The 24,339-nt window shown below is 63.4% G+C and carries 27 protein-coding genes and 1 pseudogene; 16 read left to right on the forward strand and 12 right to left on the reverse strand.

The window, feature by feature from the left end; translation table 11 throughout:
• Window positions 1-25: 25 nt before the first annotated feature.
• From arsH to NKJ93_RS29785, 4 genes and pseudogenes are all read left to right on the forward strand, one after another.
• Window positions 26-734 (forward strand): annotated as a pseudogene (gene arsH, locus NKJ93_RS29770) (arsenical resistance protein ArsH).
• Window positions 735-834: 100 nt separating this feature from the next.
• Window positions 835-1,167, forward strand: a complete 333-nt coding sequence (locus NKJ93_RS29775; RefSeq protein WP_352481662.1) for an ArsR/SmtB family transcription factor — start codon at window positions 835-837, stop codon at window positions 1,165-1,167.
• A gap of 50 nt (window positions 1,168-1,217) precedes the next feature.
• Complete coding sequence (locus NKJ93_RS29780) at window positions 1,218-2,594, forward strand: NAD(P)-binding domain-containing protein (protein ID WP_352494536.1); 1,377 nt, start codon at window positions 1,218-1,220, stop codon at window positions 2,592-2,594.
• The gene (locus NKJ93_RS29785) at window positions 2,591-3,832 is read left to right on the forward strand and encodes an MFS transporter (RefSeq protein ID WP_352494405.1); all 1,242 of its coding nucleotides are present in this window, start codon (window positions 2,591-2,593) and stop codon (window positions 3,830-3,832) included. Before NKJ93_RS29780 ends, NKJ93_RS29785 begins: the two co-directional genes overlap by 4 nt.
• Window positions 3,833-3,856: 24 nt before the next feature.
• Here the strand turns inward: NKJ93_RS29785 and NKJ93_RS29790 are convergent, their stop codons facing one another.
• Complete coding sequence (locus tag NKJ93_RS29790; RefSeq protein ID WP_031195360.1) at window positions 3,857-4,081, reverse strand: hypothetical protein; 225 nt, start codon at window positions 4,079-4,081, stop codon at window positions 3,857-3,859.
• A 230-nt stretch (window positions 4,082-4,311) separates the two neighbouring features.
• Window positions 4,312-4,677 (reverse strand): VOC family protein, encoded by a 366-nt coding sequence (locus NKJ93_RS29795; protein WP_023722928.1) that lies wholly within the window; start codon window positions 4,675-4,677, stop codon window positions 4,312-4,314.
• Between the two features lie 144 nt (window positions 4,678-4,821).
• Here NKJ93_RS29795 and NKJ93_RS29800 point away from each other — a divergent pair, with 144 nt between their 5' ends.
• Window positions 4,822-5,133: a hypothetical protein gene (locus NKJ93_RS29800; RefSeq protein ID WP_023722929.1), complete on the forward strand. Its 312-nt coding sequence runs from the start codon at window positions 4,822-4,824 to the stop codon at window positions 5,131-5,133.
• 44 nt (window positions 5,134-5,177) lie between these two features.
• Window positions 5,178-6,053, forward strand: a complete 876-nt coding sequence (locus NKJ93_RS29805) for a sigma-70 family RNA polymerase sigma factor (protein ID WP_031195362.1) — start codon at window positions 5,178-5,180, stop codon at window positions 6,051-6,053.
• A 352-nt stretch (window positions 6,054-6,405) separates the two neighbouring features.
• Here NKJ93_RS29805 and NKJ93_RS29810 read toward each other — a convergent pair whose 3' ends face one another.
• Window positions 6,406-7,563, reverse strand: coding sequence for a sulfite oxidase (locus tag NKJ93_RS29810; RefSeq protein WP_352592728.1), 1,158 nt, complete (start codon window positions 7,561-7,563; stop codon window positions 6,406-6,408).
• 539 nt (window positions 7,564-8,102) lie between these two features.
• Between NKJ93_RS29810 and NKJ93_RS29815 the strand changes: the two genes are divergently transcribed.
• The 3 genes from NKJ93_RS29815 (at window position 8,103) to NKJ93_RS29825 (ending at window position 11,316) form a co-directional block, all read left to right on the forward strand.
• Complete coding sequence (locus NKJ93_RS29815) at window positions 8,103-8,735, forward strand: DUF1326 domain-containing protein (protein WP_352481656.1); 633 nt, start codon at window positions 8,103-8,105, stop codon at window positions 8,733-8,735.
• A gap of 8 nt (window positions 8,736-8,743) precedes the next feature.
• Complete coding sequence (locus NKJ93_RS29820; RefSeq protein WP_352592731.1) at window positions 8,744-9,637, forward strand: DUF2182 domain-containing protein; 894 nt, start codon at window positions 8,744-8,746, stop codon at window positions 9,635-9,637.
• A 158-nt stretch (window positions 9,638-9,795) separates the two neighbouring features.
• Window positions 9,796-11,316: an FAD-dependent oxidoreductase gene (locus tag NKJ93_RS29825; protein WP_352592761.1), complete on the forward strand. Its 1,521-nt coding sequence runs from the start codon at window positions 9,796-9,798 to the stop codon at window positions 11,314-11,316.
• A gap of 25 nt (window positions 11,317-11,341) precedes the next feature.
• On the opposite strand, the gene dinB is transcribed toward NKJ93_RS29825, so the two are convergent.
• From dinB to NKJ93_RS29840, 3 genes are all read right to left on the reverse strand, one after another.
• Complete coding sequence (gene dinB, locus NKJ93_RS29830) at window positions 11,342-12,583, reverse strand: DNA polymerase IV (protein ID WP_352592734.1); 1,242 nt, start codon at window positions 12,581-12,583, stop codon at window positions 11,342-11,344.
• Window positions 12,584-12,985: 402 nt separating this feature from the next.
• Window positions 12,986-13,444: a GNAT family N-acetyltransferase gene (locus NKJ93_RS29835; protein WP_352592737.1), complete on the reverse strand. Its 459-nt coding sequence runs from the start codon at window positions 13,442-13,444 to the stop codon at window positions 12,986-12,988.
• A 70-nt stretch (window positions 13,445-13,514) separates the two neighbouring features.
• Window positions 13,515-13,877 carry a hypothetical protein gene (locus tag NKJ93_RS29840; protein ID WP_031195368.1) on the reverse strand — a complete coding sequence of 121 codons (363 nt, stop codon included), beginning with the start codon at window positions 13,875-13,877 and terminating at the stop codon, window positions 13,515-13,517.
• A gap of 185 nt (window positions 13,878-14,062) precedes the next feature.
• Here NKJ93_RS29840 and NKJ93_RS29845 point away from each other — a divergent pair, with 185 nt between their 5' ends.
• A complete protein-coding gene (locus tag NKJ93_RS29845) occupies window positions 14,063-14,359 on the forward strand; it encodes a hypothetical protein (protein ID WP_031195369.1) in 297 nt (98 codons plus the stop codon).
• 222 nt (window positions 14,360-14,581) lie between these two features.
• Here the strand turns inward: NKJ93_RS29845 and NKJ93_RS29850 are convergent, their stop codons facing one another.
• The gene (locus tag NKJ93_RS29850; protein WP_023722940.1) at window positions 14,582-15,277 is read right to left on the reverse strand and encodes an XRE family transcriptional regulator; all 696 of its coding nucleotides are present in this window, start codon (window positions 15,275-15,277) and stop codon (window positions 14,582-14,584) included.
• A 208-nt stretch (window positions 15,278-15,485) separates the two neighbouring features.
• Between NKJ93_RS29850 and NKJ93_RS29855 the strand changes: the two genes are divergently transcribed.
• From NKJ93_RS29855 to NKJ93_RS29865, 3 genes are all read left to right on the forward strand, one after another.
• Complete coding sequence (locus NKJ93_RS29855) at window positions 15,486-15,728, forward strand: hypothetical protein (protein ID WP_352592740.1); 243 nt, start codon at window positions 15,486-15,488, stop codon at window positions 15,726-15,728.
• Window positions 15,729-15,797: 69 nt separating this feature from the next.
• Entirely contained in the window at window positions 15,798-16,430 is a 633-nt protein-coding gene (locus NKJ93_RS29860) for a GcrA cell cycle regulator (protein ID WP_352592743.1), read from the forward strand.
• 58 nt (window positions 16,431-16,488) lie between these two features.
• Window positions 16,489-17,094: a DUF6456 domain-containing protein gene (locus NKJ93_RS29865; protein WP_352592746.1), complete on the forward strand. Its 606-nt coding sequence runs from the start codon at window positions 16,489-16,491 to the stop codon at window positions 17,092-17,094.
• Window positions 17,095-17,138: 44 nt separating this feature from the next.
• On the opposite strand, the gene NKJ93_RS29870 is transcribed toward NKJ93_RS29865, so the two are convergent.
• Window positions 17,139-17,441 (reverse strand): hypothetical protein, encoded by a 303-nt coding sequence (locus NKJ93_RS29870; protein WP_352457316.1) that lies wholly within the window; start codon window positions 17,439-17,441, stop codon window positions 17,139-17,141.
• Window positions 17,442-17,684: 243 nt separating this feature from the next.
• Window positions 17,685-18,002, reverse strand: a complete 318-nt coding sequence (locus tag NKJ93_RS29875; protein WP_352481649.1) for a hypothetical protein — start codon at window positions 18,000-18,002, stop codon at window positions 17,685-17,687.
• A 218-nt stretch (window positions 18,003-18,220) separates the two neighbouring features.
• Here NKJ93_RS29875 and NKJ93_RS29880 point away from each other — a divergent pair, with 218 nt between their 5' ends.
• A complete protein-coding gene (locus tag NKJ93_RS29880) occupies window positions 18,221-18,499 on the forward strand; it encodes a DUF2285 domain-containing protein (protein ID WP_352592749.1) in 279 nt (92 codons plus the stop codon).
• 251 nt (window positions 18,500-18,750) lie between these two features.
• Here the strand turns inward: NKJ93_RS29880 and NKJ93_RS29885 are convergent, their stop codons facing one another.
• Both NKJ93_RS29885 and NKJ93_RS29890 read right to left on the reverse strand, forming a co-directional pair.
• Window positions 18,751-20,718: an acyltransferase family protein gene (locus tag NKJ93_RS29885; protein WP_352481648.1), complete on the reverse strand. Its 1,968-nt coding sequence runs from the start codon at window positions 20,716-20,718 to the stop codon at window positions 18,751-18,753.
• A gap of 198 nt (window positions 20,719-20,916) precedes the next feature.
• Entirely contained in the window at window positions 20,917-21,138 is a 222-nt protein-coding gene (locus tag NKJ93_RS29890; protein ID WP_023722948.1) for an alkylphosphonate utilization protein, read from the reverse strand.
• Window positions 21,139-21,304: 166 nt separating this feature from the next.
• Here NKJ93_RS29890 and NKJ93_RS29895 point away from each other — a divergent pair, with 166 nt between their 5' ends.
• Window positions 21,305-21,658 carry a cupin domain-containing protein gene (locus NKJ93_RS29895; protein WP_023722949.1) on the forward strand — a complete coding sequence of 118 codons (354 nt, stop codon included), beginning with the start codon at window positions 21,305-21,307 and terminating at the stop codon, window positions 21,656-21,658.
• A gap of 103 nt (window positions 21,659-21,761) precedes the next feature.
• Here the strand turns inward: NKJ93_RS29895 and NKJ93_RS29900 are convergent, their stop codons facing one another.
• On the reverse strand, window positions 21,762-22,055 hold the full coding sequence (locus NKJ93_RS29900; protein WP_031195378.1) for a hypothetical protein: 294 nt from the start codon (window positions 22,053-22,055) through the stop codon (window positions 21,762-21,764).
• Between the two features lie 245 nt (window positions 22,056-22,300).
• On the opposite strand from NKJ93_RS29900, the gene NKJ93_RS29905 reads away from it, so the two are divergent.
• A complete protein-coding gene (locus tag NKJ93_RS29905; protein ID WP_502896919.1) occupies window positions 22,301-24,325 on the forward strand; it encodes an AI-2E family transporter in 2,025 nt (674 codons plus the stop codon).
• Window positions 24,326-24,339 lie beyond the last annotated feature (14 nt).

The raw sequence follows: 24,339 nt of genomic DNA on the forward strand, positions 1-24,339 counted from the left end.
CTCGAAATAAGAAAGTTTTGAAGCCATGAAACCAGTCGATCACGCAGGGGAGCAACTCCCGGCAATCGATGCATCTGCGCTGTTCGATGTGGCCGCGTCGGTCCATAAGCCTCGGATCTTGATGCTCTACGGCTCCTTGCGGGAGCGTTCCTATTCCCGCATGGCCACTGAGGAAGCCGCACGTATCTTGACCTGGCTTGGCGCTGAAGTCCGCATCTTCAACCCTGCCGGTTTGCCGCTGCCGGATTCGACGCCCGCCGATCACCCCAAGGTGAAAGAGCTGCGTGAGCTGTCGCTTTGGTCCGAAGGCCAGGTCTGGTGTTCGCCTGAACGTCACGGTTCGATGACCGGCATCATGAAATCGCAAATCGACTGGCTGCCATTGTCGTTGGGTTCGGTGCGGCCCACCCAGGGCCGGACGCTTGCCGTCATGCAGGTTTCCGGCGGCTCACAAAGCTTCAATGCCGTCAACCAACTGCGTATCCTGGGCCGCTGGATGCGTATGTTTACGATCCCGAACCAATCGTCGGTGGCAAAGGCATTCAACGAATTCGATGCGGCCGGGCGCATGAAGCCCTCGCCCTACTACAACCGCATAGTCGACGTGATGGAGGAGCTGATGAAATTCACGCTTCTTCTGCGCGAATCGGTCCGCCTATCTCACCAACCGCTATTCCGAACGCGTCGAAAGCGCGGAAGAGCTTGCCAGACGGGTAAACCAGCGGTCGATTTGAGGCAGACGATTGGCGCAAAGGGGGACGGCGATTGCCCGGTTATTCGATAATGTTCGAAATAAACGTTGACGCCCTGTCTTCTTGGAAGTATGGTATTTCCATGAAACTCGAAAAAGCAGCTGCGCAACTTGAAGCCCTCGGCAACCCGACGCGGTTGCAGCTCTACCGCACCCTGGTGCGGGCGGGCGATGAAGGGCTGCCGGTCGGGCGCATCCAGGACAGGCTCGGCATCGCCGCCTCGACGCTGTCGCATCACCTCAAGCGGCTGGTCGACACCGGCTTGGTGACGCAGGAGCGGCAGGCGACGACGCTGATCTGCCGGGCCAACTATTCCGCCATGAACGGGCTCATCGGATACCTCGCGGACGAATGCTGCGCCGACGCCACCTGTGCGCCGGCATCGGTGAAAGCGACGGCCAAGACGGCGGCGTAATTTTTTTGGCATTGTAATTCGAAACTACCGGAAGGATGGAAGATATGGATATGATCGAAAGGCTTCCCGTTGCGGTGATCGGCGCCGGGCCGGTCGGCCTGGCGGCAGCGGTCCACCTCATCGCGCAAGGTATTCCTGTCAAAGTCTACGAAGCCGGCAATGCGGTTGCATCCAATCTCAGGGATTGGGGCCATGTCCGGGTGTTCACGCCTTGGCGCTATTGCGTCGATCAGGCGGCTAGAAACCTGCTCGAGGTGCATGGCTGGCGGATGCCGGAGCCCGAGGCATTCCCGACGGCAAACGATCTCGTCGCGGACTATCTCGAGCCGCTTGCAAAGCTTCCGCAATTGTCACCGTCGGTCGAAACCGGCGCCCGCGTCGTCGGCATTTCGCGCTGGGGCGCCGACAAGGTGCTGAGCAAGGAACGCGAAAACCGGCCGTTCATGCTGGTGGTCGAAACCGCCAGTGGCACGCGGCGCGACAGCGCCCGCGCCGTCATCGATGCGTCGGGAACCTGGCAAATGCCGAACCCGCTCGGCGCCGGCGGAATTCATGCCGTAGGCGAAGCGCAATTTGCCGACCGCATCGCCTACGGCATTCCCGACATCCTCGGCCGCGACCGCAGCCTTTATGCCGGCAAGACGACGCTGGTCGCCGGCTCCGGCCATTCGGCCGCCAATGCCTTGCTGGATCTCGCCAGGCTGGCGGATATGGAGCCCGGCACGGCCTTCATCTGGACAACGCGCGGCACCGACCTGGTGCGCATCTATGGCGGCGGCGATGCCGACCAATTGCCGGCACGCGGCGAACTCGGCGCCGAAGTGCGCGAACTCGCCGAGAGCCGCGGCGTCAGACTGGTGACGGGCTTTGCAGCCGTTTCGATCCGCGATGCCGACGGCCGGCTGGTCGTCGAAGGCCAGACCAAGGACGGCTTGCAGCGGATTGGCCCGGTCGACCGCATCATCGCCGCGACCGGACAGCGCCCCGATCTGTCGCTGACGCGCGAGCTTCGGCTCGAACTCGATCCGTGGCTGGAAAGCGTCAAGGCGCTGGGACCGCTGATCGATCCCAACGAACATTCCTGCGGCGACGTGCCGCCGCACGGTCACCGCGAGCTCAGCCATCCCGAGCATGGGTTCTACACAGTCGGCATCAAGAGCTATGGCCGCGCGCCGACCTTCCTGCTGCTGACCGGGTATGAGCAGGTGCGCTCCGTCGCCGCGGCGATTGCCGGCGACATGGTTGCGGCCGACAATGTCCAGCTCGTGCTGCCCGAGACCGGCGTCTGCACCGTGCCGAGGATCGGCATTGTCGACAAGGGTTGCTGCGGCGGTCCGGCGCCGGCGGCTTCGGGCGCCTGCTGTGTCGCCGACGCCGAGGCGAAGGCGGTCGGCAAAAGCGGCTGCGGCTGCAGCGTCGCGGCATGAGCCTTCTGGCGCCTTCGCCCACCATCTTGCGCAGCCGCGGCGCGATCATCACCGCGCTTGGCCTGACGCAGATCATGGCGTGGGGGTCTTCCTACTATCTTCCCGCGGTCATCGCGCCGGCGGTCTCCTCCGATACCGGCTGGCCGCTGGCATGGGTTGTCGGCGGCCTGTCCCTCGGCTTGCTCACGGCAGGATTGATCTCGCCGCGCGTCGGGTCGTCGATCGAGCGGCATGGCGGCCGCAACGTTCTGGTGTTCAGCGCCGCATGCATCGGGCTCGGCCAGATCGGGCTGGCTCTAGCCCCTAATCTTGCGGCCTATATCGCAGCCTGGCTGGTCATCGGACTGGGCATGGGGGCTGGGCTCTACGATGCCGCTTTCGCGACGCTTGGGCGCCACTACGGCCACGGCGCGCGCTCCGCCATTACCACGCTGACGCTGTTCGGCGGTTTTGCCAGTACGATCTGCTGGCCGATTTCGGCCTGGCTTCTTGGGGAGGTCGGCTGGCGCGGCACCTGCCTGGCCTACGCTGTCTTTCAGCTGGTGATTGCGCTTCCGCTCTATCTCGTGATCCTGCCCCGCGAGGCGCCGCAACCGGCAGTCGGGCCAGGATTGCCGGTCGGGCCAGGATTGAAAGAGGTGACGCCGGCCGGCGAAGGCAATCCCGATCCGTCGATCATGATCGTGTTGGCCGCCACCCTTACGCTTGCGGCGGTGATCTCCTCGACGGTGTCGGTGCATCTGCTCACCATCCTGCAAGGCAGCGGCATGGCGCTGGCCGCGGCCGTCGGGCTCGGCGCGCTGGTCGGCCCGTCCCAGGTGGCGGCGCGCGCGATCGAGATGACCATCGCGCGCTACCACCATCCGATCCTGACCAAGTTCGCCTCGGTTACGTTTGTGGCGATCGGCGTTTCGGCGCTCTGGGCCGGCATGCCAATCATCCCGCTGGCGCTCGGCTTCTATGGCGCGGGCATCGGCCTGGAATCCATCGCGCGGGGGACGTTGCCGCTCGCGCTGTTCGGCTCGAACGGCTACGCGAAGCTGATGGGCCGCCTCGCCATGCCGAGCCTGATCGCCCAGGCGGCGGCACCCTCGGCCGGCGCATTGCTGCTGGAGCGCTTCGGCCCGCATGGGACGTTGGCCGCGCTTTCTGGTCTGGCGCTGGCCAACGTCATCCTCGCATGCGGCCTGGGCTGGCGGATGCTCCGCTGGCGGCAATCGCAGGTTCAAACCCGATAGGATTTCGACCCGCGTTCAGCGCCGTCAACTGGAGAGCGGGAGATCTTCCACGGGATCGACAAGGAAGGATGCGGCAATCAGATCGTCCGCATCGAGGCGCAGTGAGCCTTTGGCGCCGCCCATGATGGCGGCAACCTTTTGAAACGTCTTGATTTCGTGCTCGGTAATCTGGGCAGTTTGCATTCTGGATTTGAGGTCAGCGACGCGCAGCCCCAAACTGTGGGACATTCCGATTTTACGGTTCGACATGGTAAGATGCTCCTCCCCGGCCCATGTTTGTTTTGCCACCCGCCCTTATTCGCATATCCTCCGCCTGCCTAAATATGAGGCAGCGCGAATACAGCGCCCGAACGCCCGATGCAAGGGAAGGTTCCGGCGCGCAGCGGTCACGAAATAATAATACGAAGGAAGCACGGCCGATGGTCCGGCCGGAGGTAGGACTTAGGTAGGACGCCCCCCGGACAGAGGGCTCCGGTGGCTTAGCGGCTGGCGAGGACCATGCGGTTGCCTTCGCTGTCGCGAAACTCCGCCACCGTGCGCCCCGGCTGCCACGGCGCCTCATGCGGATCGGTGATGATTTCGACGCCGCCCGCCTTCAACGCCGCGCTCATTGCCCCGACATTTTCGTCGACCAGCACCAATACGGGCTCCGCGCCGGGGGCGTCGTCGGCGCGCCTGATGAAATGCAGGTTCGTCACGGCATGCGGAAATGCCAGCTCGATCCAGCGCCAGCCGCCATCGCCCATCTTCTGGTCGGCCAGGACCTGACAGGCGAGATGCCTGGTGTAGAACGCCTTGGCGCGGTCCTGGTCGAATACCGGAAGCTCGGCAAACTGGATATGCATGATCGTCGCTCCTGCTTGATGGCTGCCGCGCAGCCGCCCACGCGGGAAAGACGATGCGGGCAACCGAAAAGATTCTTCCACAAGGAGAATCTTTTCAGCGCAGCCGGTCGTCCTTCGTTCATACCAACCAGTCAGGAGACGACAATGGACTACGCGCTCATTCGATACGGTGTGAACCAAGCCGACCTGGAAGATAACCGCGCGCTGGTCGAAAAAGTGTTCGAAGCGCTGGGCGAGGCGGCACCGCCGACGGTGCGCTATCTCGTGCTCGAGCTGGACGACGGCTCGTTCGTCCACATCGTCGGCCAGAACGGCGATTCGTCGGCGCTGACCGGGCTTGCCGCCTTCAAGGCATTTGCGGAAAACCACGCCGAACGCCGTTCGACCCCGGCAATGCGATCGCCTGTCAAAGTCATCGGCAATTACCGTATGCTGGCGGATCAGGAAGCCGGGTAGCGCCTGCCATGCCGCTCGCGCAGAAACGGGATGCTACGCCGAAAATGAACAGGGCGACGTTGGAGGCGATGCTCGTCGGGTTGCGGCCAAGGCTGCATCGCTACTGCGCGCGCATGGCCGGCTCGGTGATCGACGGCGAGGACATCGTCCAGGAGATGCTGATCAACGCGCTGCAGGCGATCGACGGCGGTGCGATGGTCGAACGGCCGGAGCAATGGCTGTTTCGCATCGCCCACAATGCCGCGCAGGATCATCTGCGGCGGCGCAATCGGGAAAGGTCGCGCATGACCGAGGCCGACATGAGCGTCATCGAGGATCCCTCCGGCAGCGCCGACAGCCGGCTCGCCGCCCAGACCGGCCTGCGCTCCTTCATGCAGCTTTCGGTGCCGCAGCGCAGCGCCGTGATCCTGGTCGACGTGCTCGGCCTCAGCCTGCATGAGACCTGCGAGGTGACCGGCGCGACGCTCGCCGCCACCAAGGCCGCGCTGCATCGCGGGCGGGCGCAGCTCAAGCTGCTGGCGCTGCAGCCCGAGCAGGCGCTCGCGCCGAGGCTCGACGCCGATGACGAGCGCCGGCTGCGGCGCTATGTCGACCTGTTCAACGCGCGCGACTTCGACGCGGTCAGGGCACTGATCGCAGAGGACGTCCGGCTCGATGTCGTCAACCGCGTCCGCCTGCGCGGCAAGGCCCAGGCGTCGACCTATTTCGGCAATTACGATCGTATCAGCGACTGGACATTGTCGCTCGGCTTCGTCGACGGCAGGCCGGCGATCCTCATCCGCGACCCGCAAGCGGCCGACGGCGCCGTGCGCGGCTTCGTGCTGGTTGAATGGGCGGGCGAGGAGGTCATCCAGATCCGCGACTTCCGCTATGCGCCCTGGTGCCTGGTCGACGCGGAGATCAGGGCCGTGGAGAGGTGAGCAGAAGGCTGGAAATGGTGCGGAAATGGCGCGCGAAGGCGACATGGCCAAGGTTGCGCCACCGGACAAGTCTGCCATCGCCTCGATCACTAAGCTGAAGGGCTCCGCCCCCGATTTCGGGGACCGGTATCGTCGCGAAGAGGATCTACGGCCTACACCCGTCATGCTCGATACAGAGCGGTGCCAGCTTTCGGATCAGGCAGCCTCCTCCTGGGTGACCCAAACGCAAATTGTCACACGGCAGCAAGTTCTTAGACTGGTTCCGGTTCTCTGGAACCGGTAACCCGCTCTAACTATCTGTTTTGCCGCATTTATGCGGACGCCAAATGATTCCATTTGGCTGCAAAATGCGCTAGCCGATACGCACGCGGCGCGTCACCTGGCCATTGCTTTCCCAGTATGTGTGTTTCTTGGCAATCAAGGGATCGTCCATCGCCGGTTGAATTTGTCCCGTGGTGCTGACCGCGCGCGAGGTCACCGTGTGTTCTCCAGGAGAGGGATTTGCCCAATCCAGGGACCAAATTTTCCAGGCGTGTTCTGCCTCCTCACTGTGGTCAATGGTCGCTGGTGCCCAAGGCCCCTGATCGATTTGCACTTCGACCCGTTCGATCGGCGCCCCCCAGCCTGCTCCAATGATGGAGTAATCTGAATCTTTCCGGGTAACCTTCGCGGGCGCGGACTTTATCAGCGCTCGCCCGACCGAAGTCTCGGCCCATACGGTCTCGCCGTTGTGGTCCTCCTCCCGGATGGTGACATAGTCACGGGCCATCAGAAGGCTCATGAACCGCGTATCGCGAACCTCGATGCGCTTTAGCCACTTGACGTTGGCGATCCCGTACCAGCCTGGAGCAATGAGCCGTACCGGGAAGCCGTTGGCCGCCGGCAAGGCGGCTCCATTCATTTCATAGCAGAGGAGATTGTCGGGGTTCATCGCGTCGGCGAGCGACATGCTACGAGCGAAGTTCTGCTGCATCTTGACGTCGCGTATCGGGACCTCGCCTGTGTCGGTACCGAAAAAGACGACCTCGATGCCCTTCTCCAGAACACCGGCTTCCTCGAGGATCGGGGCGAGCGGCGTCCCTGCCCAACGGGCATTGCCGATGCCGCCGGTGAAAAAGGGAAATCCGTGGTTGCCCGAGCATTCCACTGTGAAAACGACCTCCTGCCGCGGTCGCGCCCTGATGTCGGCGAGCGTTAACTCCAAGGGCTTCTTGACCAAGCCTCCGATCTCCATCGACCATGTCTTCTCGTCGATCGTTGGTCGGTTGAAATGCGAGATGCTGAAGAACTTGTCGTTTGGCGTTATCCAGCTATCCAAATCCTCCCAGACAAGCTGCTTCTGGATACCCACCGGATCGGGATTTTTGGTCGGCTGATCCAGCCACGGAATAACTTCCTCGCTCGGCCGTGTTGGAAAAGCGTAAGCCCGACGCGAGGTATAGAGAGCAGCAATTGCGGCAAGAGCCGCGCTTCCTTGAACAAGAAGTTCTCTGCGCTGAAAATCAGGCATGTTGTTTACCTCCCAGTTGATCCGGAACGGGCTGCAACGTGCCTTAGGCCGTAGCCTGATCACGGATAGGCGACACAATGTGAGGTCTGCCCATCCGGAAGTATCCGGATAGGTCAGACAATCACCGACGCAAGTCAGGCATGTGAAGCGTTGGACGAAACTCTGGCTCGCGTTTCGCATGCCAAGAGTGCGCCTTTGAGAAGGAAGTGTCCACAACTTGGACGGGACATGATGATGATTGCGGCATTCCATGCCGATTTCCGGTCCTGCCAAATCCTTGCTGCTCGGATCGCTGCCGAACGCCCCTTCTGGGTCATTTCCGGACCTTGGCGGGTTGCGCTCGGAAACGCTTGTTTCGACCCACGTCTGCCGTTCCGATATCGCCCCGCCATCTCCGGGGGGTATGTTCACCCAAATTCGACAAGAAACCGCATTGGCCTGCCGCCTCTTGTCGCGATCACTCTTGGCGCCACAGGATGGCGGCACGGCCGGCGCAGGTGTATGATGATGGTCTAATACTTCGCATCAGGGAGGACAGCATGACGTCTTGGGAAATCAAGGGACGGGAACTCGTCAATTGCACCTGCGAATATGGCTGCAACTGTCAATTCAATGCGCTGCCCGACAAAGGCCATTGCCATGCGGTGGCGGGCATCCAGATTGACGAAGGTCATCATGGCGAAACCGCTCTCGACGGCCTGCGGATCGCCGCGATCTTCAAATGGCCTGGCGCGATCCACGAAGGCAATGGTGAAGCCATCGCTTTCGTCGACGAGAATGCAACCGACCGGCAGCGTGACGCGCTGCTGCGCATCATGACCGGCCAGGACACCGACCCGTTCGCGACGATGTTCGCCGTCTACGCCTCAACCGTGACAAAAATGAATGAGCCGGTTTTCACCAAGATCGATCTCGACCTCGATATCGACGGCCGCAGGGGCCGCATCTTCGTCAAGGACTACATCGAAACGGTCGGCGAACCGATTCGCAACAAGGTGACGGGCGCGGACTCGCGCGCTCAGATCGTGTTGCCGAACGGCTTCGAATATGCGGTCGCCGAGATCGGCAGCGCTTCAAGCACAACCAGCGGGCCGGTTCAGGTGAATATGAAGGACAGTTACGGCCAGTTCGCCCGGCTGCATCTCAACAATCACGGGGTGGTGCGAGCCTGACGCGCCGCATGGACGGTGGGTCGCCACTGGAACGGCTGCTCAGACGCGACCGCGTCATCACGATTGCGGGCGTGGCGGCGCTGTGCCTGCTGGGCTGGCTTTATATCGTCGCCGGTGCAGGGCTCGGCATGAATGCGTGGGAGATGACGAGGGTCGCGCTATTCCCCCACCAGCAAACCGCCGACATGACCTCCGATATGTCTGGCATGGATATGTCTGGCATGGACATGAGCGGGATGGACATGAGCGCGATGGCCATGGCGAACGAACCGCGGGTTTGGGGGGCCGCGATCTGGGCGCTGATGATTGCGATGTGGTGGGTCATGATGGTTGCGATGATGTCCCCGAGTGCGGCGCCGACTATCCTGCTCTATGCGCGCGTGCATCGCCATGCGCTCGCACAGGGCCAGATCCAGGACAAGCTCGCGCCCACCGGCGTATTCATGGCAGGCTATCTCCTGGTCTGGCTGGGGTTCTCCGTCGCGGCAGCTGCGTTGCATTGGCTGCTCGAACGCGAGGCGGTCGTTACCGCGGCGATGATGAGTTCGCAGAGCCGCTGGCTTTCAGGCATCGTCCTGATCGCCGCGGGCCTGTATCAGCTCTCGCCGCTCAAGAACGCCTGCCTGTCGCATTGCAGGAAGCCGACGGCGTTCCTTTCCCGCCACTGGCGTCCCCACACACTTGGCGCGCTGCGTTTGGGCGCGCTGCACGGGGCGTTCTGTGTCGGATGCTGCTGGATGCTGATGGCGTTATTGTTCGTGGGTGGCATCATGAACCTGGTGTGGGTTGCCGGGCTCGCCATTCTGGTGCTGGTTGAAAAGGCGTTTCCTGCCGGCCAGTGGGTCGGCCGGGCAGCCGGCATCGCCCTGATCGCCTGGGGCAGCGCAACGCTTTTGGTGTGACGGCCACGTAAAGTGCATCGCACCGCCCCAGCCAGGCCGGCTCACAACGCGTCGGGGCGGACCGGCGGTGACGTCAAGCTTACGCAGGCATTCAGGCGTCAAGGAACTTTGAATCCTGGCGTCCGTTTATCCGAATGTCGGGTATGAAGGGCTCCGCCATGAATGTCGGCGACGAAAGGACTGTATCCGTTTGGGCGAGAACCGAAGTCGCGCCTGATGCGGTTCCGCTCGAGCGGAGTGAACAGGTCGATGTCGTGGTCGTCGGATCTGGCATTGTCGGACTGTCGGTCGCCTACGAACTGGCCATCGCCGGGCAAAAGGTGGCGGTGCTCGATCGCGGCCGGATCGGAAGCGGCATGACGGCCCGCACCACCGCGCACCTGTCATCGATCTGCGATGACTATTTTTCGGAACTGATCAAATTGCGCGGCGAGGAACTGGCGCGGATTTACTATCAAAGCCAGTCGGCCGCTATTGACCGTATCCAATCGATCCTGGAGGCGGAGGGTATGGCGTGTGATTTCCGCCGCCTCGACGGTTTTCTGTTTCCGGCGTCGGGCAGGAAGGAATCCGTCATCGAGCGCGAACTGGACGCCGCTCTGAAGATCGGGGTCGACGTCGAGAAAACCGCAGGCGTGCCGTTTGCAGGCTTTTCGGATGCACCGATCCTTCGCTACGCCAATCAGGCGACATTCCACCCGCTCAAATATCTCCGCGGGCTGGCTGCCGGCATCCGCGCGCACGGCGGCGCGCTTTATGCGGAGACCATCGTCGATAAGGTCGAGGAGACCGACGGCGGCGTGCGCGTAAGCACGGTCTCGGGCTTTGCCGTGTCTGCCAGGTCGGCCGTTGTCGCCACCAACTCGCCGATCAACGATCGGGTCGCGCTCCATACCAAGCAGGCGCCGTATCGGACCTACGCCATGTCGTTCGAGATCGCGCGCGACGTTTTGCCGGATGCACTCTATTGGGACACGCTGGACCCCTATCACTACGTCCGTCTGCAGCCTGGCGAAGGCAAGACCGACTTTCTGATCGTCGGTGGTGAAGACCATAAGACAGGGCAGGCCGACGACGCCGACCACCGCTTCACGGCCCTGGCGGCCTGGATCAAAAAATTGGTGCCCGATGTCGGCGCGGAAGCCAATCGATGGTCCGGGCAGGTGATGGAGACGGTCGACTATGCCGGGTTCATCGGCCGCAATCCCGGTGATCGGCGAGTCTTCGTTGCTACCGGCGATTCCGGCCAGGGCATCACCCATGGGGTCGTGGCAGGCCTGTTGATTTCGGACCTGATTCTGAAGGGGGAAAGCCCCTGGCGGGAACTTTACGAACCCTCTCGCAAGACGGTACGGGCGATCGCCGATTATCTAGCGGAGAATGCGACAGCGATCAGGAGTTTTGCCGAGTATGTCGCGCCTGGTGAAATCGATTCCGCCGACAAGCTGCGGCCGGGGCAGGGCGCCATCGTCCGCGAAGGTCTTACCAAAGTCGCGGCCTTTCGCGACGAGGACGGCACGCTCTACAAACGCTCGGCCGCATGTACCCATGTCGGCTGCCATGTCCATTGGAACTCGCTGGAACGCTGCTGGGACTGCCCCTGCCACGGCTCGCATTTTGCCGTCGATGGCACGGCTTTGAACGGGCCGGCCGTATCGCCCCTGGCTCCTGCCGGATAATCTTTTTTCGCCCCGGCCGCGCAGCTCACAATTCCTTTTCGGCGAGCTCGCGAAACGCGTCGGGAACGGACCGCGACAGTCCGAGCGCGACCGAGGCGTAGCCGACCGCCTCCCAGCCGAAGCGGTCGCGGATCTTGTCGACGGCGCGATCTGCGGTCCAGCGCGCCGCGCCCTTCCTGGTGCCGGGGCGGCGGCGGTCGTCGGCGAGCCCGAGCGGCAGTTCCAGTTGCAGGCCGGCATGCTGCTCCAGATGCGAGACAGCGATCGCCAGCAGCGAGATTGTCTTTTCGTGCGGATGGTCGATGAGCACCTTGCGCACCAGCGCCTCGGCGATCTCGGCCAGCATGGCGGTTGCCGATATCGGCTGGTCGAGCGTGATCGAGCGCGTCACCGAGCGCAGGTCGGCAAAGCGGACGCGAACCGTCACCGTGCGGCCGGGGCGGGATTTCGCCCGCAATCTTGTGGCGACCCTATCGGCCAGATGCAGCAGCGCAGGCACGAAGACCTGCTCCTCGGCCGGTTTTCGGCCGAGCGCCGATTGCGCGCCGGCCGAGCGCGCCCGGCGCTGCGTCTCCAGCTTGCGCGGATCGCGGTTCCACGCCAGCGCGTTGAGTTTTTCTCCCGCCGCCGGCCCGAGCAGGCGCTCCAGCGCGCCATCGTTGGTCTTCGCCAGCTCGCCGATGGTGTTGACGCCGATGCCGGCCAGCCGCTCCCTGGTGACCGGGCCGACACCCCACATCAGCTCGACCGGCAGGTGGTGCAGGAACTCCAGCTCGTGGCGCGGATCGACCACCACCAGCCCGTCGGGTTTTGCGACCTGTGAGGCGATCTTGGCCAGATGCTTGGTGCGGGCTACGCCGACCGAGATCGGCAGGCCGAGCTCTGCCCGCACGCGGTGGCGGATCTTGCCGGCGATCTCGGCCGGCGAGCCGAACAGGTGGTTGCAGCCGGCGACGTCGGCAAAGGCCTCGTCGATGGAAATTCGCTCGACCACCGGCGTGAAATCGCCCAGCACCTTGATTGCCGCATCGCCCAGCCGCTGATAGTCCTTGAAATGGCCGCCGACGAAAATGAGTTGCGGGCAGAGTTCCCGCGCCCGCCGTCCCGGCATGCCGCCGCGCACGCCGAACGCCTTGGCTTCATAGGATGCGGCGAGCACTACCCCGCCGCCGACGGCAATCGGCTTGCCGCGCAAGGCCGGGTCGAGCAGTTGTTCGACCGAGGCATAGAAGGCATCCAGATCCGCGTGGAGGATGTTGGCTTCCATCCGCCCGTTCGCCCGCGGCGGTTCAAACGCCGCCTTGTCTAGAGTTTTGATGAGAACATAAAGAGAACATTGTGGGCGGATTGTCAAGCGGCGCGGAGGGCAGGTGGAGGGCAATTGTTTCAGTTTGGCGCCCTCTGTCTGCCTGCGTTCCAGCGTTGGTGGTTGGCGAAAGTCGAAGCAACATCCAATCTCCCCCCTTGCGGGGGAGATGTCCGGCAGGACAGAGGGGGGTGGGACGGATCGCCAACTTCGACTTCAGTTGTTGCCAACTCGAATCAGCCTGAGGGTTTGGCTCCGATTGGTTGACAGGTCGGAGGGACAGCACCCCCCTCTGCCCTGCCGGGCATCTCCCCCGCAAGGGGGGAGATCGGCAGCTTCGCCGACGGCGCCTGCTGCAGCGACCTACAGCGCCATCTTGTAGCCGAGATGGCTGGCGGTGAAACCGAGGCGCTCGTAGAAGGTGTGCGCTTCCCGTCGACTGTTGTCCGTGGTGAGCTGAATGAGGCTGCAGCCGCGCGAACGGCACGCTTCAATCGCCCATTCGATCATCAGCTTGCCGACGCCGCGAGAGCGCCATTGCCGGGCGACGCGAACGCCTTCGATCTGGCCGCGCCAGGCGCCTTTCCTCGAAATGCCTGGAAGGAAGCTGAGTTGCAGCGTTCCGACCAATTGCCCGGCCTCGACGGCCACGGCCAGCAACTGGTTGGGATAGGCATCGATCGCGCTGAAGGCATCGAGATAGGATGGCGCGAGCGGCGTGGACGGGTCTTCCCGGTCTGCGCCGAGCGCATCGTCGGCAAGCATTGCAACGATCGCCGGCAGGTCGGGCGCCTGGGCACGACGGAATTCGATCTCGCTCATCGCGCGGAGACATACGGCGCAGTGTTGGCGATCGCAATATCCGTTTTGACTGCAAGGGGGGCGCGCGTCTTCAGGCGGCCTCCAACGCCCAGAGGCGATAGCCGTAGCGGCGGAAGAAGCGGGCGAAGAGGCGCTGCTGCCTGGCGCGGGCGAGGTCGGCGCTGCGCCTTTCCTGTCGCCAGTGCGGCATGTTGCGGAACATCGACAGGAAGCGGGCGGCGTCCTCGATCGCCTCCTCGGCCGACTGCGCCGGGCGGATCGCCGCCAGGAACAAAGCGCGGCTCGGCTTCATCCGGTCGATCGCCGCCTTGCGCTGGCGATGGCCCTGGCGCGCCGTGCGGATGCCGTCCTGGCGGATGGCCGCGAAGGCGGCAAGCATGGCCGGGCTGTCGCCGGCATAACCGCAGGCCTGGGCGAACTGGGCGAGGTCCATCGTCACTCCCTTGCATTCGGTGGACGGAGCGGCCGCGGCTGCGCCGATTCCAGCTTGCATGGTATAGAAGCATAACTCAAATAAATGAACAAGTGAAACTTTCACGTTGGTGTAAGCGGAACCGACTCGACTCCGCCTCGAAAACCGATAATGTGAACAAAGCAGGAACAACGATGGGGATGGCCATGGCATTAGCGGGCAAGGAAGCGACGATCGCCGATGTCGTCTCGATTGCCGTCGAGTGCATCGATTGCGGCCGCAACAGGTGGTGGAAGCCGGCCGAGCTCAAGCGGCATGGGGTGAGGCCGGAGACACCGCTATCAGCACTTTCCGGGCGCCTGATCTGCAAGGCCTGCCGGGCCGACGGCCTGCCGGGCGCCGCCGTTTCGATCCAGGCTGCCTTCATCGACGACCGGCAGCGAGCCCGCGCCGAGGCGCGCCTGCTCAACGGTCGAGAGCTGGAGCAATCGAGGCGGGCTTGAGGGGGAGGGCGTGCTGCTCTTCCCTTCTCCCCTTGTGGGAGAAGGTGGCCGAGCGAAGATCGGTCGGATGAGGGGTGTTGGACGGATCGCTACCTTGATGGCGTAAGTGCTTAAAATCGCGTCTACATTTCCTCCGCCGCGTTCCTTCCAGCACCCTCATCCGGCTCGGCGCTGTGCGCCGATCCACCTTCTCCCACAAGGGGAGAAGGCAACAAGCGCCCGTCAATACCCCAGCAGTTCCTTGAGCGGGATGACGCGGAAGACGTTCTTGATGGCGTAGCGGTTGAAGGTCAGCGTCTTGGGCGGATTGTATTGCTCGACGATCAGCTCGGCGGCGGTGCGCTTGACCAGCTTCTTGATGAAGGCCTTGCCGTTTTGCTCGTTCTCCTCGGGCAGCGTCTCGATCACCACATGGTCGCCGGGCACGGCCTCGCGGCCGCCGCAATAGATCATCTCGCCGGGCTCGTAGCGCGGCACCATCGAATCGCTCAGCACGTGCAGCGCAAACACGTTGCGCAGATGCCGGATCCCCGGCGGCCGCTGGACATAGCCGGCCGGCTGGCCGTTGAAGGTGAAGTCGCCATCGTCGCCGCCGACGGCGGTGCCGAGAAGCTGGATGTCCATCGGCCCGGCGGGCAGGGGGCCGGGATCGGTGACGATCTCGGCATCGGCGACCGGCCCGGCATCTTCGAGGAAGACGACCTCGCCCTTGCCGAGCGCCACCGGGTCGACGCGCAGGAAGGCGGCGGTCTTCAAAAGGTTCTCGGTCTTGGGCAGGTTGCGCCCGGTTTCCCAATTGCCGACGGCAGCGACGTCGGTGTCGTTGTGCTCGGCAATGTGGCGCATCACCAGGCCGCGCTGCTTGCGCGCCCGGCGGATCGCCGCCCCGACCTTGATCGACAGTGCAGTTTTCACCATGGCTCCATCTGAGGCACAAGATTCGGTTTCGTCTATGCAAGAATCGCTTGCATTATGGCTTAAGTTATGCTCTTATGTGGCCATGCACAAGTCGCTCCGCCAGCTTTCGGTCCTCGAATCCGCCCCCCAGCGCCAAGGAGGCGGCCGCGGTAGTCATGTGCCAACCTTTTCCCCTTCGTCCTGGCTGTCCTCCTCCCCGGCCGGGACGATGCCCGAGGCTCGCGCCTCGGATCCGGCAGCGCAAGCGGCCGGAACGGCCGGAGCCGTTCCCCTCACGGCTCCGGCCACGAATTGCCTGCCGGCCGGCAATGCGGATGCCGCGGTTTCCTGCATCCGCACCGAAGACGGCACGGTCATCGCCTTCGACAAGCGGACGGGCAAGGCAGTCTCCGGCGCAACAAGGCAGGCGGCCGGGATGAAGCTCGATCGCAGCAAGCCATGCGAGGGCTGACCGCCTTTCGAGCCTGAGGCCGGCGAAGCCGGCGCCGCACACAACCACCTTTGCAGGGAATAAAACGTCATGGCCGCCCGCTATTCCCCCTCCGAATTGGAACAAATCGAGAACTGGCTGATGAGTGGGCTGTCGGCCGCGAAGATCGCCGCCCGGCTGAGTGCGCAGCGCGGCCGCCCGGCCTCGCGCGCGGCGATCATCGGCATCGTCCACCGCACCGCCCGTCTGCACGCCATCGGCCTTGCCAGATCCAAGGGCTGGCGTAGCGGACGGTCGGGCGGCCGGCATGGAAAATCGGCGCCAGAGCCGTCGAACCCTGCCGGCCAGGCAGGGGCAGTACCGGCCGAGCATCACTGCCGCCCGGCAAGGCTGTCGGCCAGGCTGGCGCCGCCGGCCTGGCAGCCGGGTCCGGTTCGGATCACGGGGTCCGATGGCGAGCCGCTCGAAATGCCGGCGCCGCGCCCGATCGCCGCCGGCGGCCGCCAGCCGCACTTCGTCGCCATGCGCTTCATCGATTGCCTGTTCGACCGCTGCCGCGCGCCGCTCGACACGACGCCGCAGGAGGATGCGGGAAACGACGCCCCCGGCAGCCGCCCCGGTTTGGACATGCTGTGCTGCGGGCTGCGCACAAGGCCTTCGAAAAGCTACTGCGCCTATCACGCGGCGCGCTTCCTGCGCACGCTGCCGGCCAAAGCTATTTGAGCCCCGCTGGATACGGAAATTCGCCAGAGCCCGACGACAGACCAGGAGGACAGAGCCGATGAGCAACAAAACCGCCCAAAAGACCAAAGCCAGGCTACCGCGATTGCCGAAGGGCGAGGCCGAGCAGGTGCGCATCCGCAAGGAGATCGGCCATGATTTCGCGCTGCAGGACGACCGGTTCGGCCGCAAGCGGCTGGCCAAGGGAACGCAGGAGGCGGCGCGCCTCTATGAGGTTTCCAATGACGGCCACACCGCGACCGGCGGCATCGTGCGGGTGCGCAATGTCGACCCGCTGACCGGCCTCACCTCATTGTCGCGCCAGCAACGCGAGGCAGGCATGCGCTACCGCCAGGATTTCCGCAACTCGTCGGAGGCAAGCGCCAAGCCGATGGCCTGGGCCGAGCGCGTCGACGGCGGCCGCACTGGCAGCGGTGTCGCCGATCACATCCTGTCCGCCGGCCGCGACCATGCCGAGGCCACGAGGGCGCTTGCCCATTGGGAGATCGCCGGCATCGTGCAAAAGGTCTGCTGTGCCGACGCAACGGTGAAGAGCCTGGCCGAACAGGCCGGCGAGCCGCGCGACGTGGTGGTGAAACTACTCAAGATCGGGCTCGACATTTTGGCCGTGCACTACGGCATGATGCTGATGCGCAAGCCGCGGTGAGGAGCTCCACCGATCCGGCCGGCACTGCCGGCCGGATCGATCCGTCAACGACGGCAGACACGGATTCTTTCGATAACCCGGTGGTGATGACGCCAGTGCTTGACGACTTCCGTGTGGCAGCGCCGGTGATACCGGTAGCGTGGCCTGTAGTCCTCGTCATAGACGTCATAGCGGTAACGGGGGACGTACTCATCGTCGTAATCGGAATACCGATGATGGCGATAATAATAGTCGTCGTCATAGCCGTTGCCGATGCCGATCGTGACACTACCGCCGGCATTGGCCGGGCCGATCACGGAAGCCGCCGAGGCGATGGCGATCACCGAGGCAAGCAGGAGCTTCTTCATAGCTACCTCCTTCTTTAACGTCCCTCTAATAGAAAAACCCCCGAGGGGCAGGCTCGTTCCACAAATTTGCAAGATGCCACGAACCGAGAGCCCCAAATTAGCGCCGGCGGGGGCGAAAACGCGTCTGGCTGTGCGCCAGGGTGGGGCCGCCGACGCAAGCCCCGAGCGGGTTGTGGTCCGCGCCCTATGTATCCCGTCAAACAGCGACAAATTGGCCAGCGCCAGTCCCGTCACCTTGCCGATCTACAGAACATGGCCCAGTTCCAGCAAAACGAAGGCGGTCGCACCCAGCACAGCGAGGGCGTAGGCCGCATAAAGAACAAGCAGCATCACCTCAAAGTCCCGGACGAAACTTGCGGCAATCCTGGTCTCCTGAGGTTCCGCTTTCTCGATGCTGTCGGTTTCCAGCTGCTCCGTTGCCACGACGAGGCAGACGATCCTGTCGTTTTCGGCCGCCTGTAATATTCGTTCGGTCAAATCGACGGCAATCACTGGATCATCGGCCAACTGATCTCGCGATAGCCAGCTTTCAGTGACAGTCTGGATTTCACGCTTTTTCACGCATGCATAATTGCGCCAACTAAATTAGGTTCCACTAAAATACATGGAATGCGTCGACCCGATCGCGATGTGATGAGGCGTGGCCCTCCTGGGCGGCGAACTGCCGCCTGAGGCCCGCATTTGCCGACCGTCGAGGCGAATCTCGATCCGCATCCTCCGATCAAAGGGCGCCGGCTTCTTCATAGGCTGCTACGGTGCGCCATTGCTGGTAGGTCGCAATGCCAAAGCAGCCAAACTCTCATATCGCGAACGCAGCGCCGACGTCTTCAGTGCCGACCGGCTATGACGAGGATCGCATGCTTACTTATATCCGGCTGCTCGACGCGTCGGCTGAAGGGACCGATTGGCGTGAGGTCGCCCGCATCGTTCTGCACATTGATCCGGAGCAGGAGCCAGACAGGGCTTTCCGGGCGTGGGCGACACACCTGGCGCGTGCACGATGGATGACCAGGAAGCGGAGCGAGTTGCGTCAATTGCATGATGAGTGGTGGGGATGAGCACCATCTAAGCGGAACTGCCGTCCCGGTCTGGCCGTTGAGGGAGGAGGCCAACATGGAAAAGCGCCCAATGACTTCTTGGCGAGCCAATACTTTCGAGCTGTGCTGCCTTCTTGCAGTTCCGCTGTCGCTTATCCTTACCGTTTTCCTCGCGGGTCTCATCCTTAGCTGACCCCGGGATGGTTGCCGTGTCGGTCAACGTGGCACCAAAGCCCACCTGAAGGATTCGGCGGGAAAGGCTGCCGGCACCGTTACTTCACAGCCGCCGCCATCACATCCGAAAACAGCGCCCGCTCCACCGCCGGCTCGAGCGTCTCGGCGAAGGGCGTTGCCAGATGGTGGCGGTCGCGGAAGGCGAGTTTGCCGTCGATGAAGACGTGGCAGGTGGTCTGGTCGCAGAAGCGGTCGGTCATGTCGATATAGCTGGCGTTGGGTGTCGAGCGCACGATGTCGCGCTCGATCGTGGCGATGTCGTCATTTGCCGCCATGATCCTCGGCGTATCGCATGTCGCGGGCGTCTGTCCCCGCCACAGCGCCCGCGCGACGCATTTGTCGGCGTAGCTTGCGTTATAGGGCACGTCCCTGATGACCGCGACCTTGATACCGGCCTGGCTGAACGCTTGAAGCGTCCAGGTCAGGCCCGTCCGCCACTGCTCTTGCCAATCGGCGTGCTTCAACTCCTCGGGCGATTCCTTGATCACATTGCCGATCGAGAATTCTGAGATCACCACCAGTTGCGGGTGGAGCGCGATGATGTCCTTGACCGACTGCTCGCGCCATTGGTCGCACTCGGTGTAGTCGCGCTTCAGCCGCCAATTCCAGGTCGTCACCCGCGAAGCCCGGCAGGAGGATTTGAGAAAGGTGACGACGCGAAAGTTGTTCTTCTCGGCCGCCTTGATCAGCGGCGTCGACCAATGGTCGGCATGCGAGTCGCCGAACAGCACGACCGAGCGCTGGGCGTCCTTGCGGCCGAACATGCAGGGTTTCGGCTTGACGGTCTCGAAATCGAGCACGCAGCCGCCGTCGCTCGCGCGCACGGTGGAGAGCTGCGCGGCGCTGTCGGCGATGACGTGCTGTTCGGGGCTGAGATTGTGCTCGGCAAAGCGCGCATTGCCGTAGGCCGCGACCACGCCGGCGCCGGTTAGGGCGACGGCGGGCACCAGCGCCCGCGCTGCTCCGGCCATCAGCCAGCCGTTGCGGCGGATCGGGTTCTCGATGAAATGATAGGTGAACATCGACAGAACCAGCGTCAGCGCCGCGCAGGCAAGCCGGTCAAGCGTGGACAGGTTGGGAACCATCATCGCCGCATAGACGATGACCGGCCAATGCCAGAGGTAGAGCGAATAGGAAAGCCGGCCCAGCCATTGCAGGGGCGCCAGCGCCAGCACGGCGCTTGGCAGGTTGCGGCCGCTGCCGCTGAGCAGCAGCAGCACGGTGCCGGCGACAGGCGCCAGCGCATTCACCCCGGGAAAGGGCGAGTCTTCGTCCAGCATCAGATAGGCCCACGCGATCAGCGCCAGCCCGAGGCATGCCTGGAGGGTGGCCAGCAGCGGCCGGTCGCGCCAGATCCTTGCTGGCGCCATGGTGGCGAGGCCGCCGGCGGCGAATTCCCAGGCCCTGAGCGGCGAGAAGTAAAAGGCCCAAGGCTGCGACACTTCGGTCAGCCAGGCGCAGGCGGCGAAGGAGGCTAGGCCTGCGACGCCGATGACGATTATAGCGGTGCGCTTGCCTGGGCGCAGCCATGCGGCGGCAAGAAGCAGCGCCGGCCATGCCAGGTAGAACTGTTCCTCGACCGAGAGCGACCAGAAGTGGATGAAAGGGTTGTTGGTGGCGTCGGCGGCGAAATAGTCAAACGACCAGCGGATCAGCCAGAGGTTGATCATGTAGGCGGAGGCGAACATGGCGCCTTTCGAATAGAGCGCCTGTTCCTCCGGCGACAGGATGAAATAACCCGCGAACAGCGTGGCGAGGATGACGAACAGTGCCGCCGGCAACAGGCGCCGGGCGCGCCGGGCGTAGAAGCGCCAGAGATTCAGCCGCCCGGTTTCGGTGATTTCCGTAACCAGGTGTTTTGTAATCAGGTAGCCGGAGATGACGAAGAAGATGTCGACGCCGGCAAAGCCGCCGGGCAGACCGGAGAGACCAAAATGAAAGGCAATGACACCCGCCACCGCCAGCGCGCGCAGCCCTTCGATGTCAGGCCGAAATGATGCCGACACAGTCACCTCGTGCAAGGAATACCCACCTCGCAGAGGCTCGACCCGATGCGCTGATATTGCAATGCAACAAATCTAACGCAGTGCAACATAGGGGGAGGGCGCGGCTCCTCCAACTCCTGGCGTGGGCGATTCACTCACATGAGCGGTTCAGTCATGAGAGCGATTGATATTGAAGCGAAGCGAAGGGTGCCGAGGCAATCACGCCTTTTTCAAAAACTCGGTCTTCAGCACCAGGCCCTTTACCTGCCTGGTGCTGCATTCGATCTCGCCGGGATTGCCGGTGAGGCGAATGTTCTTCACCAGCATGCCGCGCTTGATCGTCTCCGAGGTGCCTTTGACCTTGAGATCCTTGATCAGGGTCACGGAGTCGCCCTCGTGCAGCGCCGTGCCATTGCTGTCTCTTACGATCGTGTCCGTCATGGCAGGTCTTTCGCGGGGCTCCGGTGCGGAGGTGGTTGGGCCAGTCCCCGGCCTATCCCACGGTTGGCGGGGAGGTCAAGCGGCCGGGTCAAGCCGCGTTGCCGGGGTCAGGTGCATCAGCTATTGACCGGCAGCCATCCCGGCACAATTCAAGACGGAGCCGACCATGACAGACAAGACCATCCTCAAATTCGGCGCCGTCGAGAACGCCGAGACCGGCGATCTCGCGGGATGGGTCGTGGTCGAAGGCGAGCCGACCATGAAGACCGCCGTCCAGCACATTACCGAGGACGGCAAGGTCATGTCGGGGACCTGGCAGGCGAGCCCGGGCACCTATCACGCGACCTACAGCGACTATGAGTTCGTGCACATGATAGCCGGCCGTATCGTCATCACGCCCGACGGCGGCGCGCCTGTCGAAGTCGGCCCCGGCGATGCCTTCGTGGTGGAAGCCGATTTCAAGGGGACGTGGAAGATCATCGAGCCGGTGACCAAGCACTTCGTCGTCAGGATCGGCTGACGCCGAATAGTGCGATTGACGTTTGCGCCCGACTGAACCGAAGGTCCCAAAATGAAGATGGCGGGCATCTGCCCGCCACTGCGATTGTGCTGAACCGACCTGCCTAGTTGGCGCCGCCGAGTTGCTTGGTCATCTTGCAGAAATCGTCATGCTCCGTGGCAATGGCCTCGTCGCCGCATTCCTTCATCATCATCGCCTGGTCCTCTTTGGACATGGCCATCCATGCGGTCTTGAATTCGGCTGCCGGCTTCATGGTCTTCATGCCGGCATCGGTGAAGAAGGGCGACATTTTCTGCGGATCGTCGAGCGCCGAAGTGCCAGTGGCACCGGCGGCAAGCGCTGCGCCGGTCATCATTGAAAGCGCCATCGCGCCCATGCAAAGCATCTTGATGTTCATGATCATTCCTCCTGAGCTGCTGCCTTGAGGTTGTCCATTAGCGATCTACGAAGGAACGGCGTTTTGACCCAAAAGTTCCACGTTCTGGCGCAAGCATGGAACAGGATTGCTGGTGCCGCCATTTATGCAAAAAATTCTACCGTGACGGAATTGCCGCGCTGCCGGCAGCAAGCCAAACGACGGCAAATCAAAGCTTCGCTGTAGGAGAGGCTGCGAAGTTGCACGCCGGCTCAATATGCCCGATCATGGCGATGGCGGGGCGGAGGTATCAAGTGGCGGCAAATAGTCGAAACGGCGCGCACCTGTCGGAGACCCGGCGAGCGAGCATTGTTACCGCGGCCAGGGCGCTTCCGCGCACATCGTTGCCCAGCGTAGCGTCGGTCGTGACGGCCGTCGCGGCGCTCTATTTCGGGCGCGAGGTCTTTCTGCCGATCGCAATCGCCCTGCTGCTTACCTTTGCGCTTGTGCCCATGGTGTCGGCACTCAAGCGAGCCGGCATTCCGCGTCTTCCTGCCGTGATCGCCAGCGTGCTCGGCGCATTCACGGTGCTGGCGCTGTTCTCCTTCATAGTCGCCACGCAGGTCAGTGAACTGGCGCAGAACATCCCGCTTTACCAGGCGAATATCCTGGCCAAGGTCCGGTCGCTCAAGGAATCCGGCGTCGGCGGAGGCATCGTTTCCAGATTGAGCCGGGTGATCGAACGCGTCGGCCAGGAACTCGACAGACCGGAACCCGCGCAACCCGCCGCCGATCAGCCTCTGCGGGAGCCGATCCCGGTCGAAATCGTCGCGCGCGAACGACCGCTGGAGGTTCTCCAGAATCTGATCGGCCCGCTGCTGAGTCCGCTGGCATCGGCCGGACTGATCGTCGTGGTGGTCATATTCATGCTGCTTGAGCGGGAGGACCTGCGCGATCGCTTCATACGCCTCGTCGGCTACGGCGATCTGCATCGAACCACCGAGGCGCTGCAGGATGCCGGCAAGCGCGTCGGCCGCTATCTGCTCATGCAATTGGTCGTGAACATCGTCTATGCCGTTCCGATTGCAATCGGACTTTGGCTGCTGGGCATACCCAATCCATTGCTGTGGGGTTTGCTGGCGCTGGCGCTGCGCTTCGTTCCCTATATCGGCCCGGTTATCGCGACGCTGCTGCCTCTGTTCCTGGCGCTAGCCGTGGCGCCCGGCTGGTCGCTCGTGCTATGGACCGCCGGGCTTTTCGTGGTGGTGGAACTGATCACCGGCAACGTGATCGAACCCTGGCTCTATGGCTCGCGCACCGGGCTGTCGCCATTGGCTATTATCGTTGCGGCGATCTTCTGGACCTGGCTCTGGGGGCCATTGGGCCTCGTTCTGTCGACGCCGCTCACGGTCTGCCTCGTCGTGCTCGGCCGACATGTGCCGCAGTTCGAATTCCTCGACGTTCTGTTCGGCAACGAACCCGTGCTCGAACCGCACGCCCGGCTCTACCAGCGGCTGCTGGCCGGCGATCCCGAGGAAGCGACGGACCATGCCGAGGAGATGCTGGAGGAAGAATATCTGGTCGAGTTCTACGACAAGGTCGCGATTCCCGCACTTCTGCTCGGCGAGCAGGACCGTGTGCGTGGTGTGTTGAGCGATGAGCAACGACAGCAGGTCGCGGGCAGCGCGCTGACGATGGTGGCGAACCTCGACGACAGCGCGCAGGAGGAGGCGGAAGCGGGCGACACTGCCGCGGCCGAGGACAACGGCTCACGCGAGGACAAGCAGGTTCAGGGGGAGGTTCAGGGCGGGGACGACACCGAACTACCGGATGGCACGGGCATGTCGGTGCTGTGCGCCGGAGGGCGCGGCGAACTCGACGACGCGGCTGCCGCCATGCTGGCACAGGTGCTCGAAGTCCAGGGCGCCACGGTGTTGAGAGCGAGCTTCGCCGATATGGAACCGGGGAGCATTCGCCGCCTTGAGCTCGACGCTATCGATACCGCCGTCGTCGGATTTTTGAACCGGAATTCCGTCAAGCACGGCCGGTTCCTGGTCCGTCGGCTGAAACGCGCCAAACCAAGGTTGCGGGTGGGTATCGTGTTGTGGTCGGAACCCGACAGTGACAACCAGGAGGCAGCCGCCAAATTGGCCAATGAGATCAACGCTGATTTCGTCGCACACGGAATGGTCGGTGCGGTGCTCGGTGCGTTGTCCAGCAATCCGCCGGTGGCGCTGAAGACCACCGCCAAACGCCGCATGCGCCGCCTGGCGCAGGCGCGCAAGAAAGAGCCGCTCGCCGCGGCAAAATGAGCGCGGCCAACGAC

This window comes from Mesorhizobium sp. M0028, assembly GCF_040323855.1.
In the GTDB taxonomy this organism is placed as follows: Bacteria; Pseudomonadota; Alphaproteobacteria; order Rhizobiales; family Rhizobiaceae; genus Mesorhizobium.